A 16,926-nucleotide genomic window follows, 5' to 3' on the forward strand; every position below is an offset into this window, starting at 1 on the left:
ACAATGGCTTGAAAATAATGTGTTGGATTTATGAGACGATCGGGGTCAGTAACTACTTACTTCAAATCCATGCTTTTAGAGCCAATCAGCTTCTGTGGATAGATATGGCCAGCAAAGCCTGATAATTACAGGAATGAAAAGAAAAAATGTCGGAAATATCTAAGCAAATCCTCAGTGTCGGCGATCTAAACCGCGCCATTGCAAGCTCTTTAGAAGAGCGTTTTGATAGCGTTTGGGTGAGCGGGGAGATTTCGAACTTCAAAGCCTATGACAGTGGGCATTGGTATTTCTCTTTGAAAGACGAAGAAGGCCAGATCCGCTGCGTGATGTTCCGAGGGCGTAACAGTCAAGTTGGCTTTATGCCGCAATCCGGTGATTTGGTTGAGGTGAGTGCGAATTTGGGTTTGTATGTGCCCAGGGGCGATATTCAGCTGACAGTGCAATCCTTACGCCGCGCCGGGATGGGCGGACTGTACGAAGCGTTTTTAAGGCTCAAAGCCAAATTAGCGAATGAAGGTTTGTTTGATGCCGAGCGTAAACGTGATATCCCAAGTCACCCGCGCTCCATTGGCATTATTACCTCGCCACAAGCAGCCGCTTTAAAGGATGTCCTGAGCACTTTGGCTAGAAGGGCGCCGCATATTCCCATTGTGATCTATCCCACCCTGGTCCAAGGCCCAGATGCTCCTGCGGGAATCATGGCTGCGCTCAAGGCGGCAGAAAAAGAACATGCTGTCGATTTGCTTTTGCTGGTGCGTGGCGGCGGTAGCATTGAAGACTTGTGGGCCTTTAATGATGAGCAATTGGCTTATGCCATTGCCCAGTCACCTATTCCAGTAGTCAGTGGGGTGGGCCACGAAACAGATGTCACGATTGCTGATTTTGTTGCAGATTTGCGTGCACCTACACCAACGGGCGCTGCCGAGTTAGCCGCTCCCCGTAAGGATCAACTCTTGCAAGAGTTAGCCGCAATCGAGCAAGCACTTTTACAACGTGCCACACAAAGAATCGAACGTGAAGCGCAAACTTTGGATCAACTGGCTCTGCGCTTAAATCACGCTTTGCCCAATCCAGATCGTATGCGCGAGCAAATTACCAATTGGCAACAACGTTTAAATCAGGCGTGGAATGTGCGTGTAGATAACCTCAAACGCAATCAAAGCCACTTTGCTGCTCAACTAGAAATGCTCAACCCACAGCGCACCCTAGAACGTGGTTATGCAGTCATTCTGAACAATCAAAAACAAGCCGCGCGTCATCCCAAGCAGCTCAATACCGATACCAGCTTTGAGATTCGGTTAGCGGAGGGTCAGGTGCAGGTGCAGTTTTCGGAAGTATTACAAGGGCAATAAATCCAAAGTGCCAATATCGAATAACGGTACGTTATTTTGGAACAAGGAGACCCTATGAAAATAACAGTAACCATTGAAGATGCCTTGTATGAAAAGGCTCTAGAGTTTGCCGATCCTGCTATGGATGATTCCGATGTCATTAGCGAAGCGATTAAAACATTTATCCGAATGAAGGCATCTAAGCGCTTAATTGCATTGGGGGGATCATTGCCGCAGATGCAGGAGATTGCTCATCGATCTGGTAATTAGTAATAGGTAATAGGCGCTTTATTCAGATGATATTGGGTTCAATCTGCAATGGCACCCCAAACTTTTGCAGCACCGTTTCTTGAATATGTTTTGCAAGATCGAGAATATCTTGCGCAGTAGCGCCACCATGATTGACCAACACTAAGGCTTGATTCTGGTAGACACCAACAGCACCTACGCGCTGGCCCTTAAAGCCGCACTGATCAATAAGCCAACCAGCTGCTAGCTTTCTATTGCCAGATTGATCTGGGTAAGAGGGTAGGCCAGGAAATTCCTTACTCAGCATCTCGTATTGAGTATGGGGCACCAGCGGGTTTTGGAAAAAACTGCCTGCATTACCAATCTCTTTGGGATCTGGTAATTTTCTAGTACGAATTTGACAGACCGTATGAAAAATATCTTGTGGGCGAGGATCTTGAATGTCCGCTAGCACCTGAGCCAATTCAGCGTAGTCCAGCTTAGGGCTCCATGCCTGCGGAATCTTAAAGGCGACCTTTGTCACAATAAATCGCCCCGGGTTTTGCTTGAAGTAGCTATCGCGATAAGCAAAGCGGCACTCGTCTTTTGAGAGGGTGACAAAGGCATTAGCCTGCACATCATAAGCTTCTATAAAGTCAATAAATTGCGCCACTTCTAAACCATAAGCACCAATATTTTGAATCGGTGCAGCGCCTACCGTTCCGGGTATTAAAGCTAAGTTTTCTAGGCCAGGTAAATCATTATCTAAAGTCCAGCTAACAAATTCGTGCCAGCCCATGCCTGCGCCAACGATTACCTCTGTATACGAAACATCACTTTTACTGATTTCACATCCGGGAATATTGATCAGTAATGTGGCCCCAGGCAAATTGGCAGGAAGGATGACATTGCTTCCCCCGCCCAATACTCTCCAGGCTAGATTGGCATCTTTAATAGTGCTCAAGAGTGCGGGTAATTGCTCGGGCGCGCTGACCTCATAGGCAAACTGCGCCTGGCATTGAAGGCCAAAGGTATTGCGATCCGTCAGATCGTAATGGGATAGCAATTTTGCTGGCAAGGGCGCATTTTGAGCACAGTTCATGCCACAATCTTATTCGTGTTCCAAGTTTGCTCAAAAAAAGTGGGTAATTCTTGGAAAAGCATTCACTAATAAAGCATTTAATTAAGGAGTAGCTATGCCCTCATTTGACGTGGTTTGCGAACCAGACATGATTGAATTAAAAAATGCCATCGAGCAGTCCAATAAAGAAATCACCAATCGTTTTGACTTCAAAGGCTCTGATAGCCGTGTAGAGCAAAAAGACGAAACCCTCATTTTGTTTGGTGACGATGATTTCAAACTGGGTCAAGTACGTGATGTGCTCTACGGCAAGATGGCTAAGCGCAATGTGGATGTGCGCTACCTCAAGGATGAAAAAACCGAGACCATTGGCGGCGATAAGCGCAAACAGACCATGAAGGTCCAAAAGGGCATTGAAACCGAATTGGCTAAAAAGGTCGTACGCGTGATTAAAGACAGTAAGGTCAAAGTGCAGGCGAGTATTCAGGGGGATGCAGTACGAGTGACTGGTGCCAAGCGCGATGATCTACAAGAAACCATGGCCTTATTGCGCAAAGAAATAACAGAAGCGCCATTGGGTTTTAATAATTTCCGTGACTAAGAAAATGATTGCGGTTGAGAAATCAGCTGCAATAGCACCAGCAAGCCAAGAGGCTATCGAGCGCTTTTGTGATGCATGTTGGTTAGAAGATGGGCTAGCACAAAATAGCTTGTCAGCCTATCGCCGCGATTTATTGCTATTAGCCCAATGGTTGTTTAAAGAAAGTGGGGTTGATTTATATGCAGTGACCGAGAAAGACCTCACTGCCTATATTGCCCATCGTCGTTCTGATAAGGCAACCACCGCTAATCGTCGCCTGACTGTCTTTAAGCGCTTTTATCGCCATGCCTTACGTATGAACTTGGTAAAACGTGACCCCTGTATTGGTTTGCGCGCTGCCAAGCAAGCACTGCGCTTTCCAAAAACGTTGAGTGAGGATCAAGTCACCGCTTTATTGAACGCACCGGATATTAATACCCCTTTGGGTCTGCGTGATCGCACGATGTTAGAGCTTATGTATGCCAGTGGTTTGCGTGTTTCAGAAATCGTTGCTTTAAAAACCGTGGCGATTGGTCTTAATGAAGGCGTAGTGCGCATTGTCAATGGTAAAGGTGGCAAAGAACGTTTGGTGCCTTTTGGAGGCGAGGCAGGGCAGTGGCTACGGCGTTATTTTGCCGAGGCTAGAACACCCTTGCTTGAGGGGAAAACCAGCGATGCGGTATTTGTGGGGCGTCACACTGGTGGCGCATTGACCCGGCAAGCTTTTTGGGCCCTGATTAAGCGTTATGCCACGGTAGCTAATATTCCTGTGGCACTATCGCCACACACCTTGCGCCATGCTTTTGCGACCCATTTGCTCAATCATGGGGCTGATTTGCGGGTAGTACAGCTCTTATTGGGGCATGCCGACATCTCAACTACCCAGATTTACACCCATGTGGCCAGAGAACGCCTCAAGTCGATTCATCAGCAGCACCATCCACGTGGCACCTAAAGCCAATGGTGGTGATAAATATTTCTGAAGTTAACTTGTAAAGCTTTGCCCTTTTCTGTAAAGTATATATCAATGATATGTATCATATTAAAGGACTAAGTCATGGATACAGCACAGGTTTTTAAGACGGGCAGAAGCCAGGCTGTAAGACTGCCTAAGGAATATCGATTTACCGACTCTGAAGTAACAGTTCAGCATTTTGGCGGCGGTGTTTTGCTTTTGCCAAAAAATGGCTTGTTTGCCGCAATATCGGCATCATTGGCTGGTTTTGAGGCTGGGTTGCAATTGACCCGCGATCAGCCAGAGCAACAAGAAAGAGTGGGGATTGCTCCTTGATCTTGCTTGATGCGAATATTTGTATTTACATCATTAATCAAAAACCGCCAGCAGTGATAGAACGCTTTAAGGATTTTGCTGCGGGAGAGGTTGGTATCTCAAGTATCGTGGCAGCAGAACTGGCCTTTGGAATTGAAAAGACAGATTCCTTGCCCAATAAACAAGCCTTGGAGCTATTTCTGGCTCCACTGACTATATTTTCTTTTGACGAGGCATGCATTTGGGCCTACGCCAAGTTGCGGGCCCAGCTTGAAAAGGCTGGGCATCCGATTGGATCATTGGATGCGATGATTGCAGCGCAAGCCCTTGCCTTAAATTTTCCCTTGGTAACTAATAATCAAAAAGAGTTTTCAAGGGTACCTGGTTTAAGGCTGGAAAACTGGGTCTAGAAGCAAGTGAATGCATATCTTGTTCGGAGATAAGTCGATGCAGGTAATAAATGATTAAGATAGCTTCATGAATTTCAATTTCGATCTCTTGCTCATTCCAATTGGTTATTTGATTGGTTCGGTTTCCTTTGCAGTGGTGGTTAGCAAGTGCATGTGCTTGCCTGATCCACATACCTATGGCTCGGGCAATCCCGGGGCTACCAATGTGCTGCGTACGGGTAATAAGCTGGCAGCCGCCCTGACTTTTTTGGGTGATGCCCTCAAAGGGTTTGTTGCGGTCGTATTAGCGCGGATGATTTTGGGCAGTGATTCCCTCACCTCCACCCTGAATTCTTGGATCTTATGTAGCGTAGTCATTGCGGTGTTTTTAGGGCATCTCTTCCCGCTTTTTCATGGCTTTAAGGGTGGCAAAGGCGTTGCGACAGCCTGTGGAATTCTCTTTGGCATTAACTGGATTTTGGGCTTAGCTACTTTGAGCACCTGGTTGATCGTGGCGCTTTTTATGCGCTACTCTTCTTTAGCAGCGCTAGCGGCAGCGATATTTGGCCCGATCTATTTCGTGTTTTTGTTTGGCTTTCAGCCAATGGGTATCGCGCTGGTAGTCGTATGTCTTTTGCTGATTTGGCGCCATCGCAACAATATTACAAATTTGCTGGCTGGTAAAGAGTCGCGCATTGGTGCAAAAAAAGTAGTGCAATCTATTCAATCAGAGGAGGGTTAAGCATGACCATCGCATTTGCATGTGTACTCGTTATGGGGCTACTTCCCTATGTGGCTGCAGGGATCGCTAAAAAAGGCTTTGAGGGCTATGACAATGGTGCTCCGCGGGAGTGGCTTGCCAAGCAGACTGGCTTTCGGGCGCGCGCCAATGCAGCCCAAGCCAATCTTTTTGAATCTCTACCCCTCTTTTTTGCTGCTGTGATCATTGCCTCGGTAGCGCATGCACCGCAGGAGCGCATTGATTTGCTGGCAATTGGTTTTGTGATTGCGCGCATGACGTATTTGCTTTGTTATGTGGCTAATTGGCCCACTGCCAGATCGCTGGTCTGGGCAGCTGGCATTGCTTGCGTCATCGCACTGTTCTTTCAAATTTAATTCAAAAGGCCTACATGCCCACCACCAAAACGGCCTCTCAGAAGACGCCTACTAAGTTATCTGTAAAAAAAGTCAGCGCCAAAGTTACAGCCAAAGTCACAAGCAAAGCGACCCCGAAAGTCACCACTAAAACAAGCGATGCTGGTACACCCTTATCGGTAGTGATTCGTAGGCGCATTGAGGCAAAAAAAGCGCGCTTTAATGCTAATGACAACATTTCTGCTTTTATCCAGCCTGGTGAATTAGATGGTTTGGTCGATGAAGTGGCGCAAAAAATGCAAGCGGTTTTAGAAAGCTTGGTCATTGATACAAAAAGTGATCACAACACTCAAAACACCAGTCGCCGTGTGGCCAAGATGTTTGTCAAAGAAGTCTTTAATGGCCGATATGTTGAGCAGCCTGTTTTGACCAAGTTCCCCAATGTGAGCCGCTTAAATGAGTTGATGATTATTGGTCCGATTACGGTTCGCAGTGCGTGTTCGCATCACCTGTGCCCCATCATGGGCCGCATTTGGATTGGGGTTTTACCAAGTAAGGAGTCGGCGCTGATAGGCCTGTCAAAGTATTCACGCCTAACAGAGTGGGTGATGTGCCGTCCGCAAATCCAGGAGGAGGCGGTAGTGGAGTTAGCGGACATGCTGGAGAAAAAAATTAAGCCAATTGGCGTAGCGATCGTGATGGATGCGGATCACTTTTGTATGCAGTGGCGCGGTGTTAAAGATCGTGACTCCAAGATGGTCAATAGCGTGATGCGCGGTGCGTTTTTGAAGGACTCTAATTTACGTAGAGAGTTTTTATCTCTCTTAGATAAGCGCTAAATTTGATGAAACAGGGATTCAAACTCATTGGTATGGCACTCATCAGCGCAAGCCTATTGGCTTGTGCAAGTTACCCCACCGTCAATGAGGACCCGGCTAAAAATAACCAAGCTACTTTTCAAAAAGATGCCTTGGATTGCGCCAAAGACTACCCTGAGGCCGGTGGGGGCGTGCATGTCAAACAGCGTATTGCTTGTATGAACTTAAAGGGTTGGCATTAATCTGGTGGTATAGATTTATTCTTGAGAACAGTTCTCAACTATTAATCTAATGAAATCAATTACTTGGGGTAGCTCTAGCACCCTGATTTCATCTGCTCTATGATGCGTTTAGTTCCACAACATCATTCTTACAATCTCTTGGAGTTCATATGAAAAATAGTCGTCGCCAATTTATGATTTTGTCTGCTGCTGGTGCCTGTACATTGGCCTTGAACAGCAAAGTTCAAGCCCAAGCCATGGTATCTGCTACTGATCCCCAGGCGGTTGCTTTAGGTTATGTGGCTGATGCAGCCAAAGTGGATAAAGCAAAATATCCTAAGTTTGTTGCGGGTTCACATTGTGGTTCATGCGCACTCTATCAAGGTGCTGCTAGTTCTGCTGCTGGTGGTTGCGCCTTGTTTGCTGGCAAACAAGTTGCTAATGCTGGCTGGTGCTCTGCTTACGCTAAAAAGGCTTAAGTACGTTTTACCCAAACCCCTCATTTGGGTAGTAAATCAAAGGTCACTTTCTAGGGTGACCTTTTTTTGTATAGAGCCCCCAATTTCTGCGGAGCTCTAGATTTGCACCATTACTGCACTTTTGAGGCTGCAATCGAGGCGATGCAGTCTTTGATGCTGTAGTTTTGGAATTTCCCAAAGTTCTCTTTGCGAATTGATTGAGCGCATTCTGTCACTGAATTGCGTAATTTAATTGTAGGTAATGCCATGTTGATCTCCTGTTAATGTCTTTTTTTTTGGGGCACGGCCAGGTCATCAATTTGTTACCCTGCTTGTGCCTTAATCCTATTCTAAATAATTTTGGCCAAATGAAAAGCCTATAAAATGAAGAAATGCTTTCAAGCCCAACTCCCTCGAATTTAAAGACTGATCTCTTTAGTCTATGAGTCAAGTCATTCCAGTCATTTTGTGCGGCGGTTCGGGTACGCGACTCTGGCCTTTATCGCGTTCGGGGTTTCCAAAACAGTTTTTGGTTCTGTCTGGCGACGACTCTCAAAGTAGCCTTTTTCAACAGGCCGTTGAGCGGATAAATGCCATTGGAGGGCCTGATATTAATTTGGGCCCCACTTTAATCGTTACGAATGAAGAGCATCGTTTTTTAGCTTTAGACCAGTTACGTGAATTAAAAGATATTTCTGCCACATTGCTCTTAGAGCCTATTGGCAGAAATACGGCGCCAGCCCTCACTTTGGCAGCATTTGAAGCGAAAGGTAGTCAAAATGCCGGCAAAGATGATCCGATTTTGGTGATTACTCCTGCAGATCAAACCGTTCAGAATACGGCTGCATTTATCAAAGCCCTGCAAGATTGCGTAGCAGTGGTTCAGGCTGATGAAAAGAAGCAAACCATTGCCATTCTTGGGATTACTCCAACATCGCCTGAAACTGGTTATGGTTACATTAAATGTGGCGCGATTCAGGGTGCAAATCAAGAATATGTTGTCGAGCAGTTTGTCGAAAAGCCAGATAGTGCAACTGCCCAAGCTTATCTGAAGGATAGTAACTACCTGTGGAATGGCGGCATGTTCGTATTACGTGCCAGTACTTGGCTAGCCGCCTTGAAAGAATTCCGCCCCGATATTTTTAGCGCCACAGAAACAGCGTGGGTTGCTAAGACAATAGACCAGTCAGGACAGGCGACCTTCATTCGACCCGACAAAGATATTTTCAAGACGGTTCCCGGTGAATCCATCGATTACGCCGTGATAGAAAAATGCCCAGGAAGTAAGTACGTAGTTAAAGTGGTCGAACTCGATGCCGGCTGGAATGACCTGGGTGCTTGGGATGCTGTCTGGCAAGTGGGTCAGCAAGATCCAGATGGCAACGTCACTAGTGGCGATACCTTAGTAACCAACTCCAAAAACTCTTTAGTCCACGCCAGCACCCGCCTAGTGAGCGCCGTTGGTGTTGAAAACCTCATAATTGTCGAGACGGCTGATGCAGTGCTTGTAGCTGATCGTAAAAACAGTCAAGACGTCAAAAACATCGTCAATCAATTAGAGTCCCAAAAGCGTGAAGAGAAGAATCTGCATCGCAAGGTATCGCGTCCTTGGGGTTGGTATGACAGTGTAGATGAGGGAGAGCGTTTTAAGGTCAAGCGCATTCAGGTCAAACCAGGAGCCAGTCTTTCATTGCAAATGCACCACCACAGAGCCGAGCATTGGATTGTGGTCAAAGGTACTGCACAAATTACCAATGGCGATCAAGTCATCCTACTCACTGAAAACCAGAGTACGTATATTCCGCAAGGACAAACACATCGCTTAGCTAACCCCGGCAACACTCCACTAGAGATTATTGAAGTTCAGTCGGGGAGTTATCTTGGTGAAGACGATATTGTGCGATTCGAAGATACCTACGGTCGCAGTTAGCAGGCTACATTTAAATTTATGCTTATGAAAAATATCCTGAATTTTTTAAGGCCCAGAAAAAAATTGCATATTTTTTATAAGCACATCCACTCTGGAGTTGGAAAAAATAGACCCGATTGGTTTTCTCATGAAATTTGTTTCATCAATTTATTGCGTTCTCTCGATCAAAAAAATCTTGAGCTCGATGTTGATTTAACTGTTTTATTTGATGGCACACCTGAGTCTTACGAGGAAAATTTTATAAGCAGGTATTACCGAGATGGCGCGTGTAATTTCGGCGGGAATAATTTTAAATTCAATTTGGAGATATTTAAGGGCGGATCACAAAGATTGGCCGGCCTACATCTCCTCAATAAAGTTAGAACTATGAATTACTCTCTAAACGATTATGTTTATATCTTGGAAAATGATTATCTTCATGACTATAGCTGGGTTCGGCATTTGAATCAATTACTGTCCAGTGATATTCCGGTTGACTATATTTCTTTATATGATCATCCGGATAAATATCCCTATACAAAAGGTTTTCATGAGTCCCATGTAAATCTGCAATCTAAAATTTACGTAGCTGGAGATAGGCATTGGCGCAGCATCCCAAGTACATGCTATTCATTTATAGTGTCTATTGAAAAGTTTAATGAAGACTTAGAAATATTGAGCTCTGACCGAATGGATCATCAAGTCTTTGATGAATTGGCGAAAAAAGAACGTCTTTTATTGAGCCCCATTCCCTCTCTTGCAACTCACTGTATGGTGAATTTGTTATCGCCTGGTATAGACTGGGATCAATTTTTACTTCCTCCCATGGCATCTAGACTAAGAGAGGGGAGACATGAATAAATTGAGATTGGCAGTCGTTGGTCCTGGATTAATAGGTAAAAAGCACATTGAACTTATCCTTCAAAATCCAGAGTGCGAACTTATTTGTATCGTTGCCCCTAAAACTGATGAAAATGTTGAAATTGGTAGACTGCTAAATGTCCCACTTTTTGATGCTCTAAATTCAATGTTCGAATCACTTACTTTGGATGGGGTTATCATTTCTTCACCAAATATATTTCATGTGGAGCAGGCTCGTGAATGTATTGTTAGAAATGTTCCAGTTTTGATAGAAAAGCCAATTGCCGATTCTTATATCGAAGGATTGGCTTTGATGGAACTAATTGAGAAAAATAAATGTCCGGTTCTTGTGGGGCACCATCGCGCATATAGCCCAATTATTCGAGTTGCTCAAAAAATTATCCAGGAGGGTCGACTGGGTCAGATTGTGGTTGTTATGGGAAGCGCCTTATTCTTTAAGCCAGATCAATATTTTCTGGATGGACCCTGGAGAACGCAGCCTGGCGGGGGGCCAATATTAATCAACTTAATCCATGAAATAGGAAACTTGAGAGCCCTTTGTGGAGAGATCTCATCCGTTCAGGCAATGACGTCAAATAATAGACGTAAATTTCTTGTGGAAGATACCGTGGTCATTAATTTTCGCTTTGAAAGTGGGGCCCTTGGCACTTTTGCGTTATCGGATACGGCATCCTCTGCAAAAAGTTGGGAGCTAACCGCGGGTGAAAATTTAAGTTACCCAAATTATCGTGATGAAGATTGTTATGTGGTTAGCGGTACTAATGGTTCTTTGGCAATCCCTTCTATGCGTCTTAAATACTTTGAAAAAGAGGGGGAAAGATCCTGGTGGAAGCCCCTCCTGGAAGCGCAGATAAATTACGAACGCCAAGATCCATTGGCGGGCCAGTTAAATCATTTCATCCATGTCATTAAGGGGCTTGAGAAGCCTCAAGTAACCGCTTTTGATGGTTTGCAGAACTTGAAAGTAATTGAAGCAATATTCCAATCTGCTGAGCAGGCAAGAGAAATCTCAATCCACTAAAAAGTCAGATTGATTGCAGAAAAAATGATCAAGAAAACAATTAAAAAATCTGTACTCTTATGTGATGCCAGCTTTAGTGCAATCCCACTTTTGGAGGCATTAAAGGAAAAAGGTCTTCGTGTAGCGGTATGTGGATCTAGGGATGCAGATCCTTGTCATGCTCTGGCGGATGAATCTTATATTTTTGATTATTCCAATAAAAGTAAATTACTTAAAAAATTTAAAGAAAATAATTTTGATTATTTAGTGCCTGGTTGCACAGACATTTCCTATATTTCCTGTGCTTGGGTTGCAAAGAAACTAGGATTGCCGGGCTATGATGATGTGCGGGCAGTCAAGGTGATTAATCAAAAAAACGAGTATCGCAAGTTGGGGAAAGAAAAAGGTTATCCCATTCCAAATCATGAGACTGAAATTGCAAATTTCAAACAAATGAAATTTCCGGCACTATTGAAGCCAATGGCCTCATTTAGTGGCAGAGGGATTCTAAGATTTGATAAATTTGTAGAGTTAAAGCGATTTATTGATTGCGGGAAGTTCTCGGCACTAGGGGGCGAATTTTTGCTCGAGGAATTTGTAGAGGGGCGGCTATATAGCCATTCCGCTTTTTTGAAGGCGGGAAAAATAACAACAGATTTTTTTGTGAATGAATACTGCACTATTCATCCATATCAAGTTAATAGCTCATATGTCTCTACTAAGCTTAGTGTTAGCGTTAAAAAGCAAATGCGTATCTGGCTTGAAATCTTTGCAAAAGATCTAAATCTGGCGGATGGTTTGCTTCATACCCAATTTATTTCGGATGGTAAACGGGTATATTTGGTTGAAAGTTGCCGTAGGTGTCCAGGTGATTTATATAGCCTGCTCATTCAGAAATCAACCGGTATTAACTACGCATCTCTCTATGTGAGTGCTTTTATTAACCTTTCACCAGATGTGGAAACTAAAGTAAGTCATAAAAATTTTTCTCGCCATACTTTAAGTTGTAATTCAGATGTAATTTTTGCTGCGGCTGAAATCGATATCAAAGATGCAAAAGTAAGTTATGTGCCGATAAAAAAAGTAGGTGAATTATTGCGTGCGGCACCCATGGACAGGGCGGGAATTTTTTTCATTGAGCATTTAGCAAGACGCACAATGGAAACAGTGACAGAAAATTTGTACAAATTATCAAGGGTTCAGACCCTTTGAGGTTAAGCTTGCATTAGAGTGATAGCTTAATTTTTATGAAATAAAGATTATTAAATAGTCTATGTAACGCCCTTAAGAATGGATTTTTGAATGTTTGATAAATTTATAAAGCCTCAAAGCAATATATCGCCGGAACTGGCGAACTTTTTGAAGCAAGAGGAGAAATTTTTCTTTGGCGCTCTAAAGCGATCAAAAAATACCCCGATGGAGCAAAGAGAGGCCTGGAGAAAGGAGACCGTATATGAAAGAAGGTTAAGGGTTTCCAGGGAGGTATTCGAAATGATGGGTGGTGTAGTGGCTTATGGACCACTGAAGGATTTGAGGTTATCTGATGATGCTTGGTGGGGTGCTCCCGATAAAGCATCGATGCTTCTTGGTTTGTATGAGCGGGAATTGCTCGACGTTTTAGTTTCTGAGCCCCTTACTAAAAAGCCTAATTTCATTGATATAGGTGCAGCTGACGGATATTATGGAATTGGCCTGGTGAAAAGCGGTTTCTATAAACATTCTTACTGTTTTGAAATTAGTGAGAAAGGTCAAAAAACTATCAAAAAAAATGCTGATCTCAATGCTGTCTCTGAAAGGGTGCATGTTTTTGGCGCGGCCGACGAAACGTTGGCAAAAAAATTATCTCAAGATGTTATCGATAATTCTGTAGTGCTAGTAGATATAGAGGGCGGTGAATTTGAGGTTCTCAATGAAGAATTTCTGAGGACTTTTCAACATGCCTATATTTTGATTGAAATTCATAACTGGGTTGATGAATTCGAGGAAAAGTACTTTAAGTTACTATTAATGGCTAGTAGATATTTTTTAATTGATGCCGTTCAGCCTGCTGTCCGTGATTTAACTCAATTTACTCAGTTAAACGATTTCACTGACGACAATCGGTATCTGATCTGTTCTGAAGGGCGTCCAAATGTAATGCGATTCTTAAAGTTGATTCCTAAGGTTCAATAATCAAGATGCAAAACATATACGTTACCAAGCCATATTTACCCCCCTTGGATGAGTTTTATCCTTACCTGGAAAAAATTTGGGCAAGTGGGGTTCTGACAAATGGGGCCGCTTTTCACCAAGAACTTGAGGCAAAGCTCTGTGAATATCTTGGTGTAAGGCACTTATCTTTATTTTCAAATGGCACAATCGCTCTAATTACCGCTCTGCAGGCCTTGGGAATTAAGGGGGAGGTAATCACAACGCCATATTCTTTTGTTGCAACAGCACACTCATTGTTGTGGAACGGCATTACCCCAGTATTTGTTGATGTGGATCCACTCACGCTTAATCTCGATCCCGCCAAGATTGAAGCCGCTATTACTCCCAACACTACGGCAATTATGCCCGTGCATTGTTATGGCTATCCTTGTGATGTTGTTGCAATTGAGGGGTTAGCAAAAAAGTATGGACTTAGGGTGATCTATGATGCAGCCCATGCATTTGGTGTGCGCTTTGAGTCTGGTGAAAGCATCTTAAATTACGGCGATCTATCTGTGCTGAGTTTTCATGCTACTAAAGTCTTTAATACCTTTGAGGGCGGTGCAATCATTTCTCCGGATCTTCAGACCAAGACTCGAATTGACCAGCTGAAGAATTTTGGATTTACAGATGAAATCACGGTGATTGAGGCTGGAATTAATGGCAAGATGAGCGAGGTAAATGCTGCTTTTGGATTATTGCAGCTTAAATACGTAAATGAAGCTATAGAACTCAGAAAAAATATTGATCATACTTATCGACAAAGTTTAAGCGCAGTAAGCGGTATTGAGTGCATTCATGCCCCCTATCATGTTGTGGGTAATTATTCTTATTTCCCAGTTTTAGTGACGCCTCAATTTCCCTTATCACGAGATGCCCTTTATGAAAAATTGAAAACCTATGGTGTTTTTACTCGTAGGTATTTTTATCCATTAATCAGTAGTTTTCCGATGTATAAAAATTTCCCATCAGCTAATCCGGAAAACCTGACGGTATCAACTGATGTCGCCAATAAAATTTTATGCCTACCGATTTATCCTGACTTAACACCAGAGCAACAAGGAGTTGTCATTGACGCCATCAAATCCTGCGTATCATAAAGGGAATGGTTGTGCTTTGGGTCAAAACGAAATTCTTCGTCGGTCATACATTGCACTCATCTTAATAGCAATCATTTCTTTATCGGTTGCTCAGGGTGCTTACACTCTAGATCCTCATCATTGGGGATTAATGCTTTCAAATGCAAAAGATTTTTGGGGTGGAAAGCTCCCCTATAAAGATATCTTTATTCAGTATGGTTTTCTAACTACATTGGTTCAAGCAGTTGGATTTGGGATTGGAAAAAATTTACTATCCTTAATTGTGCTTACTTCAATTTTTTATGCAGTCGGTATATGGGGCGTTTATCTAATTTCCGTTAAAGTCTTGGCAAGTAAGGTGGCACCCTTATATGTAATTACGGGTTTATTTTTGTTTCATCCACTGGCAATTTACCCGTGGTCTAACTACATTGCGTTTCCATTTTTAGTGTTAGGCCTTTATGCGCTTATAGTTCCAAACTCTAGCCCCTTAAAATTTCTTCTCGGTGGAATAAGTTTTGGTCTTGCCGTTTTATCCAGAGAGGGCCTGGCTCCTGCTATAGTGCTCTTGATTCTATTGTCTTTTATTTATGATCTCAATGTTACGGGCAGGGAAGCAAGACAAGATTCTTTGGTTCTATATGGCTCCATGCTGGCCGGCTTGGTTTTGCCATTAGGAATATTTTTTGCTTATTTATATCAACACCATTTAATTTCCTACTGGGTATTGTTGTCTATTGATTTGCCGAAGATCTATGCACAAGAGAGTTTCCAATACATTGGCAATGGCTTTATCTTAAGTGCCGTATTTCAGGCCGTCATTCATGGTTGGCGTCACGGCGAGATACGTTGGATTTTCATCAGCATTATTTGGGGGCTTAATTTAGCAGTCTTTATTGTTTCGCTGTTTCAGATTCGTGTTAAGAACACTAATGCCATTCTGGCTAAATTGTCATTAGCCACCCTTTTGTTGATTTCTGGTTCATTACATTTGGCTGAAATATTTCGGATAGCAACTGCTAGCAGCGTTGGTATTGTCACACTTTATGCCTTGCTAGAAAAATACAAGAGGGTAGCTTTTTATTTCTTCGTCATTAGTAGTTTATGGATGACCTTAACCCTTGGGCAAAATCGTTGGACCGGAACGAATTATTTTTTACCAAGCAGTATGGTGATTAATCAGGCAGTATTAGTGCAAGATCCTAATATTTTTCAAGGTAGTCGCTGGAATTTTGAGGTGATTGAGTATTATCAATTCGTACAATTTACCCTTGCAAAATTGCATACAGATCCTTCATGTAAATTGCTATATCAGAAAAATGAAACAAGAGATTCCTTTTTTGCAGTGTTGACCCCATTTTCACAACTACAAATCTCCCCCTATGAAAATGGACAAACAGTCAATCAGTTGCGTCCAGATTTGGATTTTGAAAGCGAGATTCAAAGGGCGGCCTCAATAGTGATCTTGACGATGGTTCCGCGGATCCAGTTTGGGAATTTCAAGGCGCCAGCAGGTTTTGCCATTTACGCCCATCATGCTGTACCAGAGGAATGGCAAATGCCGGAGAATCAAGAGCTGCTTATTTTGACCCCCCAATCCTGTTCGGGCATCCAAAACGTTAAACGGGTAATCCCCCCACAGGTTAACTGAGCTCAGAGGTAGAATTTTCTCGAATATAGAGGAGTTCTACATGAAGCGTTCTAAATTTACTGATAGCCAGATCATGGATGCCCTAAAACGGGTGGATGCTGGCCTAGCAGTTCCAGAAATCTGTCGTGAACTGGGTATCAGCACTGCTACTTTCTACAAGTGGCGCTCTAAATATGGCGGCATGGACACTTCCATGATGGCCCGCATGAAGGAGCTTGAGGCTGAAAATGCCAGGCTTAAGAAGATGTACATCGAAGAAAAGCTCAAGGCGGAGATCTTAAACGAGGCCATCACAAAAAAGTGGTGAGGCCGTCTCACAGACGTGAGATGGCCCAAAAGGCAGTCAGAGAGAAGGCAATCCCCATTCGATTGGCCTGCGCTATCTTTAGCGTGAGCGAGACCTGCTATCGCTATGAAGCGAAGAACAATGTGCAGAACGAGCTCATTGCCAACTGGCTGATCCGCTTAACGGACAACAACCGCAGTTGGGGGTTTGGCCTTTGTTATTTGTATCTACGCAATGTCAAGAACTACACATGGAACCACAAACGCATCTACCGGATTTACCGCGAGCTTGAGCTCAACCTGCGCATCAAACCCCGTAAGCGTTTGGTGCGAGATAAGCCAGATGCATTGGTCGTGCCGCTGAGTATTAACCAAGTCTGGTCAATCGTCCCGCGGGATTCCCTTCGGTCACTTTATGCATGACCAGTTGCAAGATGGCAGAAGTATCCGTCTGTTTAA

Annotated in this window: 20 protein-coding genes and 1 pseudogene; 19 read left to right on the forward strand and 2 right to left on the reverse strand. The window is 43.6% G+C overall.

The features are described 5' to 3' along the window. The first annotated feature begins 146 nt into the window (after positions 1-146). Positions 147-1,352: an exodeoxyribonuclease VII large subunit gene (gene xseA, locus BOQ04_RS07070; RefSeq protein ID WP_076024050.1), complete on the forward strand. Its 1,206-nt coding sequence runs from the start codon at positions 147-149 to the stop codon at positions 1,350-1,352. Between the two features lie 54 nt (positions 1,353-1,406). Continuing rightward, the gene (locus tag BOQ04_RS07075; protein ID WP_076024051.1) at positions 1,407-1,601 is read left to right on the forward strand and encodes a DUF2191 domain-containing protein; all 195 of its coding nucleotides are present in this window, start codon (positions 1,407-1,409) and stop codon (positions 1,599-1,601) included. Between the two features lie 22 nt (positions 1,602-1,623). On the opposite strand, the gene murB is transcribed toward BOQ04_RS07075, so the two are convergent. Further along, the gene (gene murB / locus BOQ04_RS07080) at positions 1,624-2,661 is read right to left on the reverse strand and encodes a UDP-N-acetylmuramate dehydrogenase (RefSeq protein WP_076024052.1); all 1,038 of its coding nucleotides are present in this window, start codon (positions 2,659-2,661) and stop codon (positions 1,624-1,626) included. Between the two features lie 94 nt (positions 2,662-2,755). Here murB and BOQ04_RS07085 point away from each other — a divergent pair, with 94 nt between their 5' ends. The 9 genes from BOQ04_RS07085 to BOQ04_RS07125 all read left to right on the forward strand — a co-directional run bounded on the left by BOQ04_RS07085 (position 2,756) and on the right by BOQ04_RS07125 (position 7,492). Further along, complete coding sequence (locus tag BOQ04_RS07085; RefSeq protein ID WP_076024053.1) at positions 2,756-3,241, forward strand: YajQ family cyclic di-GMP-binding protein; 486 nt, start codon at positions 2,756-2,758, stop codon at positions 3,239-3,241. A gap of 4 nt (positions 3,242-3,245) precedes the next feature. Beyond that, complete coding sequence (gene xerD / locus BOQ04_RS07090; RefSeq protein ID WP_076024054.1) at positions 3,246-4,175, forward strand: site-specific tyrosine recombinase XerD; 930 nt, start codon at positions 3,246-3,248, stop codon at positions 4,173-4,175. Between the two features lie 102 nt (positions 4,176-4,277). Continuing rightward, positions 4,278-4,511, forward strand: a complete 234-nt coding sequence (locus BOQ04_RS07095) for an antitoxin (protein ID WP_076024055.1) — start codon at positions 4,278-4,280, stop codon at positions 4,509-4,511. Further along, positions 4,508-4,900, forward strand: coding sequence for a type II toxin-antitoxin system tRNA(fMet)-specific endonuclease VapC (gene vapC / locus BOQ04_RS07100; RefSeq protein WP_076024056.1), 393 nt, complete (start codon positions 4,508-4,510; stop codon positions 4,898-4,900). The genes BOQ04_RS07095 and vapC overlap by 4 nt, the downstream gene beginning before the upstream one ends. A 67-nt stretch (positions 4,901-4,967) precedes the next feature. Next, a complete protein-coding gene (gene plsY / locus BOQ04_RS07105; RefSeq protein WP_076024057.1) occupies positions 4,968-5,621 on the forward strand; it encodes a glycerol-3-phosphate 1-O-acyltransferase PlsY in 654 nt (217 codons plus the stop codon). 2 nt (positions 5,622-5,623) lie between these two features. Further along, entirely contained in the window at positions 5,624-5,995 is a 372-nt protein-coding gene (locus BOQ04_RS07110; protein WP_076024058.1) for an MAPEG family protein, read from the forward strand. A 14-nt stretch (positions 5,996-6,009) separates the two neighbouring features. After that, positions 6,010-6,813, forward strand: a complete 804-nt coding sequence (gene folE / locus BOQ04_RS07115) for a GTP cyclohydrolase I (RefSeq protein WP_076024059.1) — start codon at positions 6,010-6,012, stop codon at positions 6,811-6,813. A gap of 5 nt (positions 6,814-6,818) precedes the next feature. Next, positions 6,819-7,034, forward strand: coding sequence for a hypothetical protein (locus BOQ04_RS07120; RefSeq protein ID WP_076024060.1), 216 nt, complete (start codon positions 6,819-6,821; stop codon positions 7,032-7,034). Between the two features lie 149 nt (positions 7,035-7,183). Continuing rightward, complete coding sequence (locus tag BOQ04_RS07125; RefSeq protein ID WP_076024061.1) at positions 7,184-7,492, forward strand: high-potential iron-sulfur protein; 309 nt, start codon at positions 7,184-7,186, stop codon at positions 7,490-7,492. 110 nt (positions 7,493-7,602) lie between these two features. Here BOQ04_RS07125 and BOQ04_RS10720 read toward each other — a convergent pair whose 3' ends face one another. Then, a complete protein-coding gene (locus BOQ04_RS10720) occupies positions 7,603-7,740 on the reverse strand; it encodes a hypothetical protein (RefSeq protein ID WP_158025484.1) in 138 nt (45 codons plus the stop codon). 173 nt (positions 7,741-7,913) lie between these two features. Here BOQ04_RS10720 and BOQ04_RS07130 point away from each other — a divergent pair, with 173 nt between their 5' ends. The 8 genes and pseudogenes from BOQ04_RS07130 to BOQ04_RS10630 all read left to right on the forward strand — a co-directional run. Continuing rightward, positions 7,914-9,401 (forward strand): mannose-1-phosphate guanylyltransferase/mannose-6-phosphate isomerase, encoded by a 1,488-nt coding sequence (locus BOQ04_RS07130; RefSeq protein WP_076024062.1) that lies wholly within the window; start codon positions 7,914-7,916, stop codon positions 9,399-9,401. Between the two features lie 24 nt (positions 9,402-9,425). Further along, positions 9,426-10,241 carry a hypothetical protein gene (locus tag BOQ04_RS07135; protein WP_076024063.1) on the forward strand — a complete coding sequence of 272 codons (816 nt, stop codon included), beginning with the start codon at positions 9,426-9,428 and terminating at the stop codon, positions 10,239-10,241. Continuing rightward, entirely contained in the window at positions 10,234-11,283 is a 1,050-nt protein-coding gene (locus tag BOQ04_RS07140; RefSeq protein WP_076024064.1) for a Gfo/Idh/MocA family protein, read from the forward strand. Before BOQ04_RS07135 ends, BOQ04_RS07140 begins: the two co-directional genes overlap by 8 nt. A gap of 9 nt (positions 11,284-11,292) precedes the next feature. Next, positions 11,293-12,474, forward strand: a complete 1,182-nt coding sequence (locus BOQ04_RS07145) for an ATP-grasp domain-containing protein (RefSeq protein WP_076024065.1) — start codon at positions 11,293-11,295, stop codon at positions 12,472-12,474. Between the two features lie 90 nt (positions 12,475-12,564). Continuing rightward, positions 12,565-13,434, forward strand: a complete 870-nt coding sequence (locus BOQ04_RS07150; protein WP_076024066.1) for a class I SAM-dependent methyltransferase — start codon at positions 12,565-12,567, stop codon at positions 13,432-13,434. A 5-nt stretch (positions 13,435-13,439) separates the two neighbouring features. Then, the gene (locus BOQ04_RS07155) at positions 13,440-14,552 is read left to right on the forward strand and encodes a DegT/DnrJ/EryC1/StrS family aminotransferase (protein WP_198929303.1); all 1,113 of its coding nucleotides are present in this window, start codon (positions 13,440-13,442) and stop codon (positions 14,550-14,552) included. 16 nt (positions 14,553-14,568) lie between these two features. Continuing rightward, positions 14,569-16,182, forward strand: coding sequence for a hypothetical protein (locus tag BOQ04_RS07160; protein WP_143742164.1), 1,614 nt, complete (start codon positions 14,569-14,571; stop codon positions 16,180-16,182). Positions 16,183-16,222: 40 nt separating this feature from the next. Then, positions 16,223-16,926: pseudogene (locus tag BOQ04_RS10630) on the forward strand (transposase); the annotation flags it as partial.

This window comes from Polynucleobacter sphagniphilus (assembly GCF_001953355.1).
GTDB classification, from domain to species: domain Bacteria; phylum Pseudomonadota; class Gammaproteobacteria; order Burkholderiales; family Burkholderiaceae; genus Polynucleobacter; species Polynucleobacter sphagniphilus.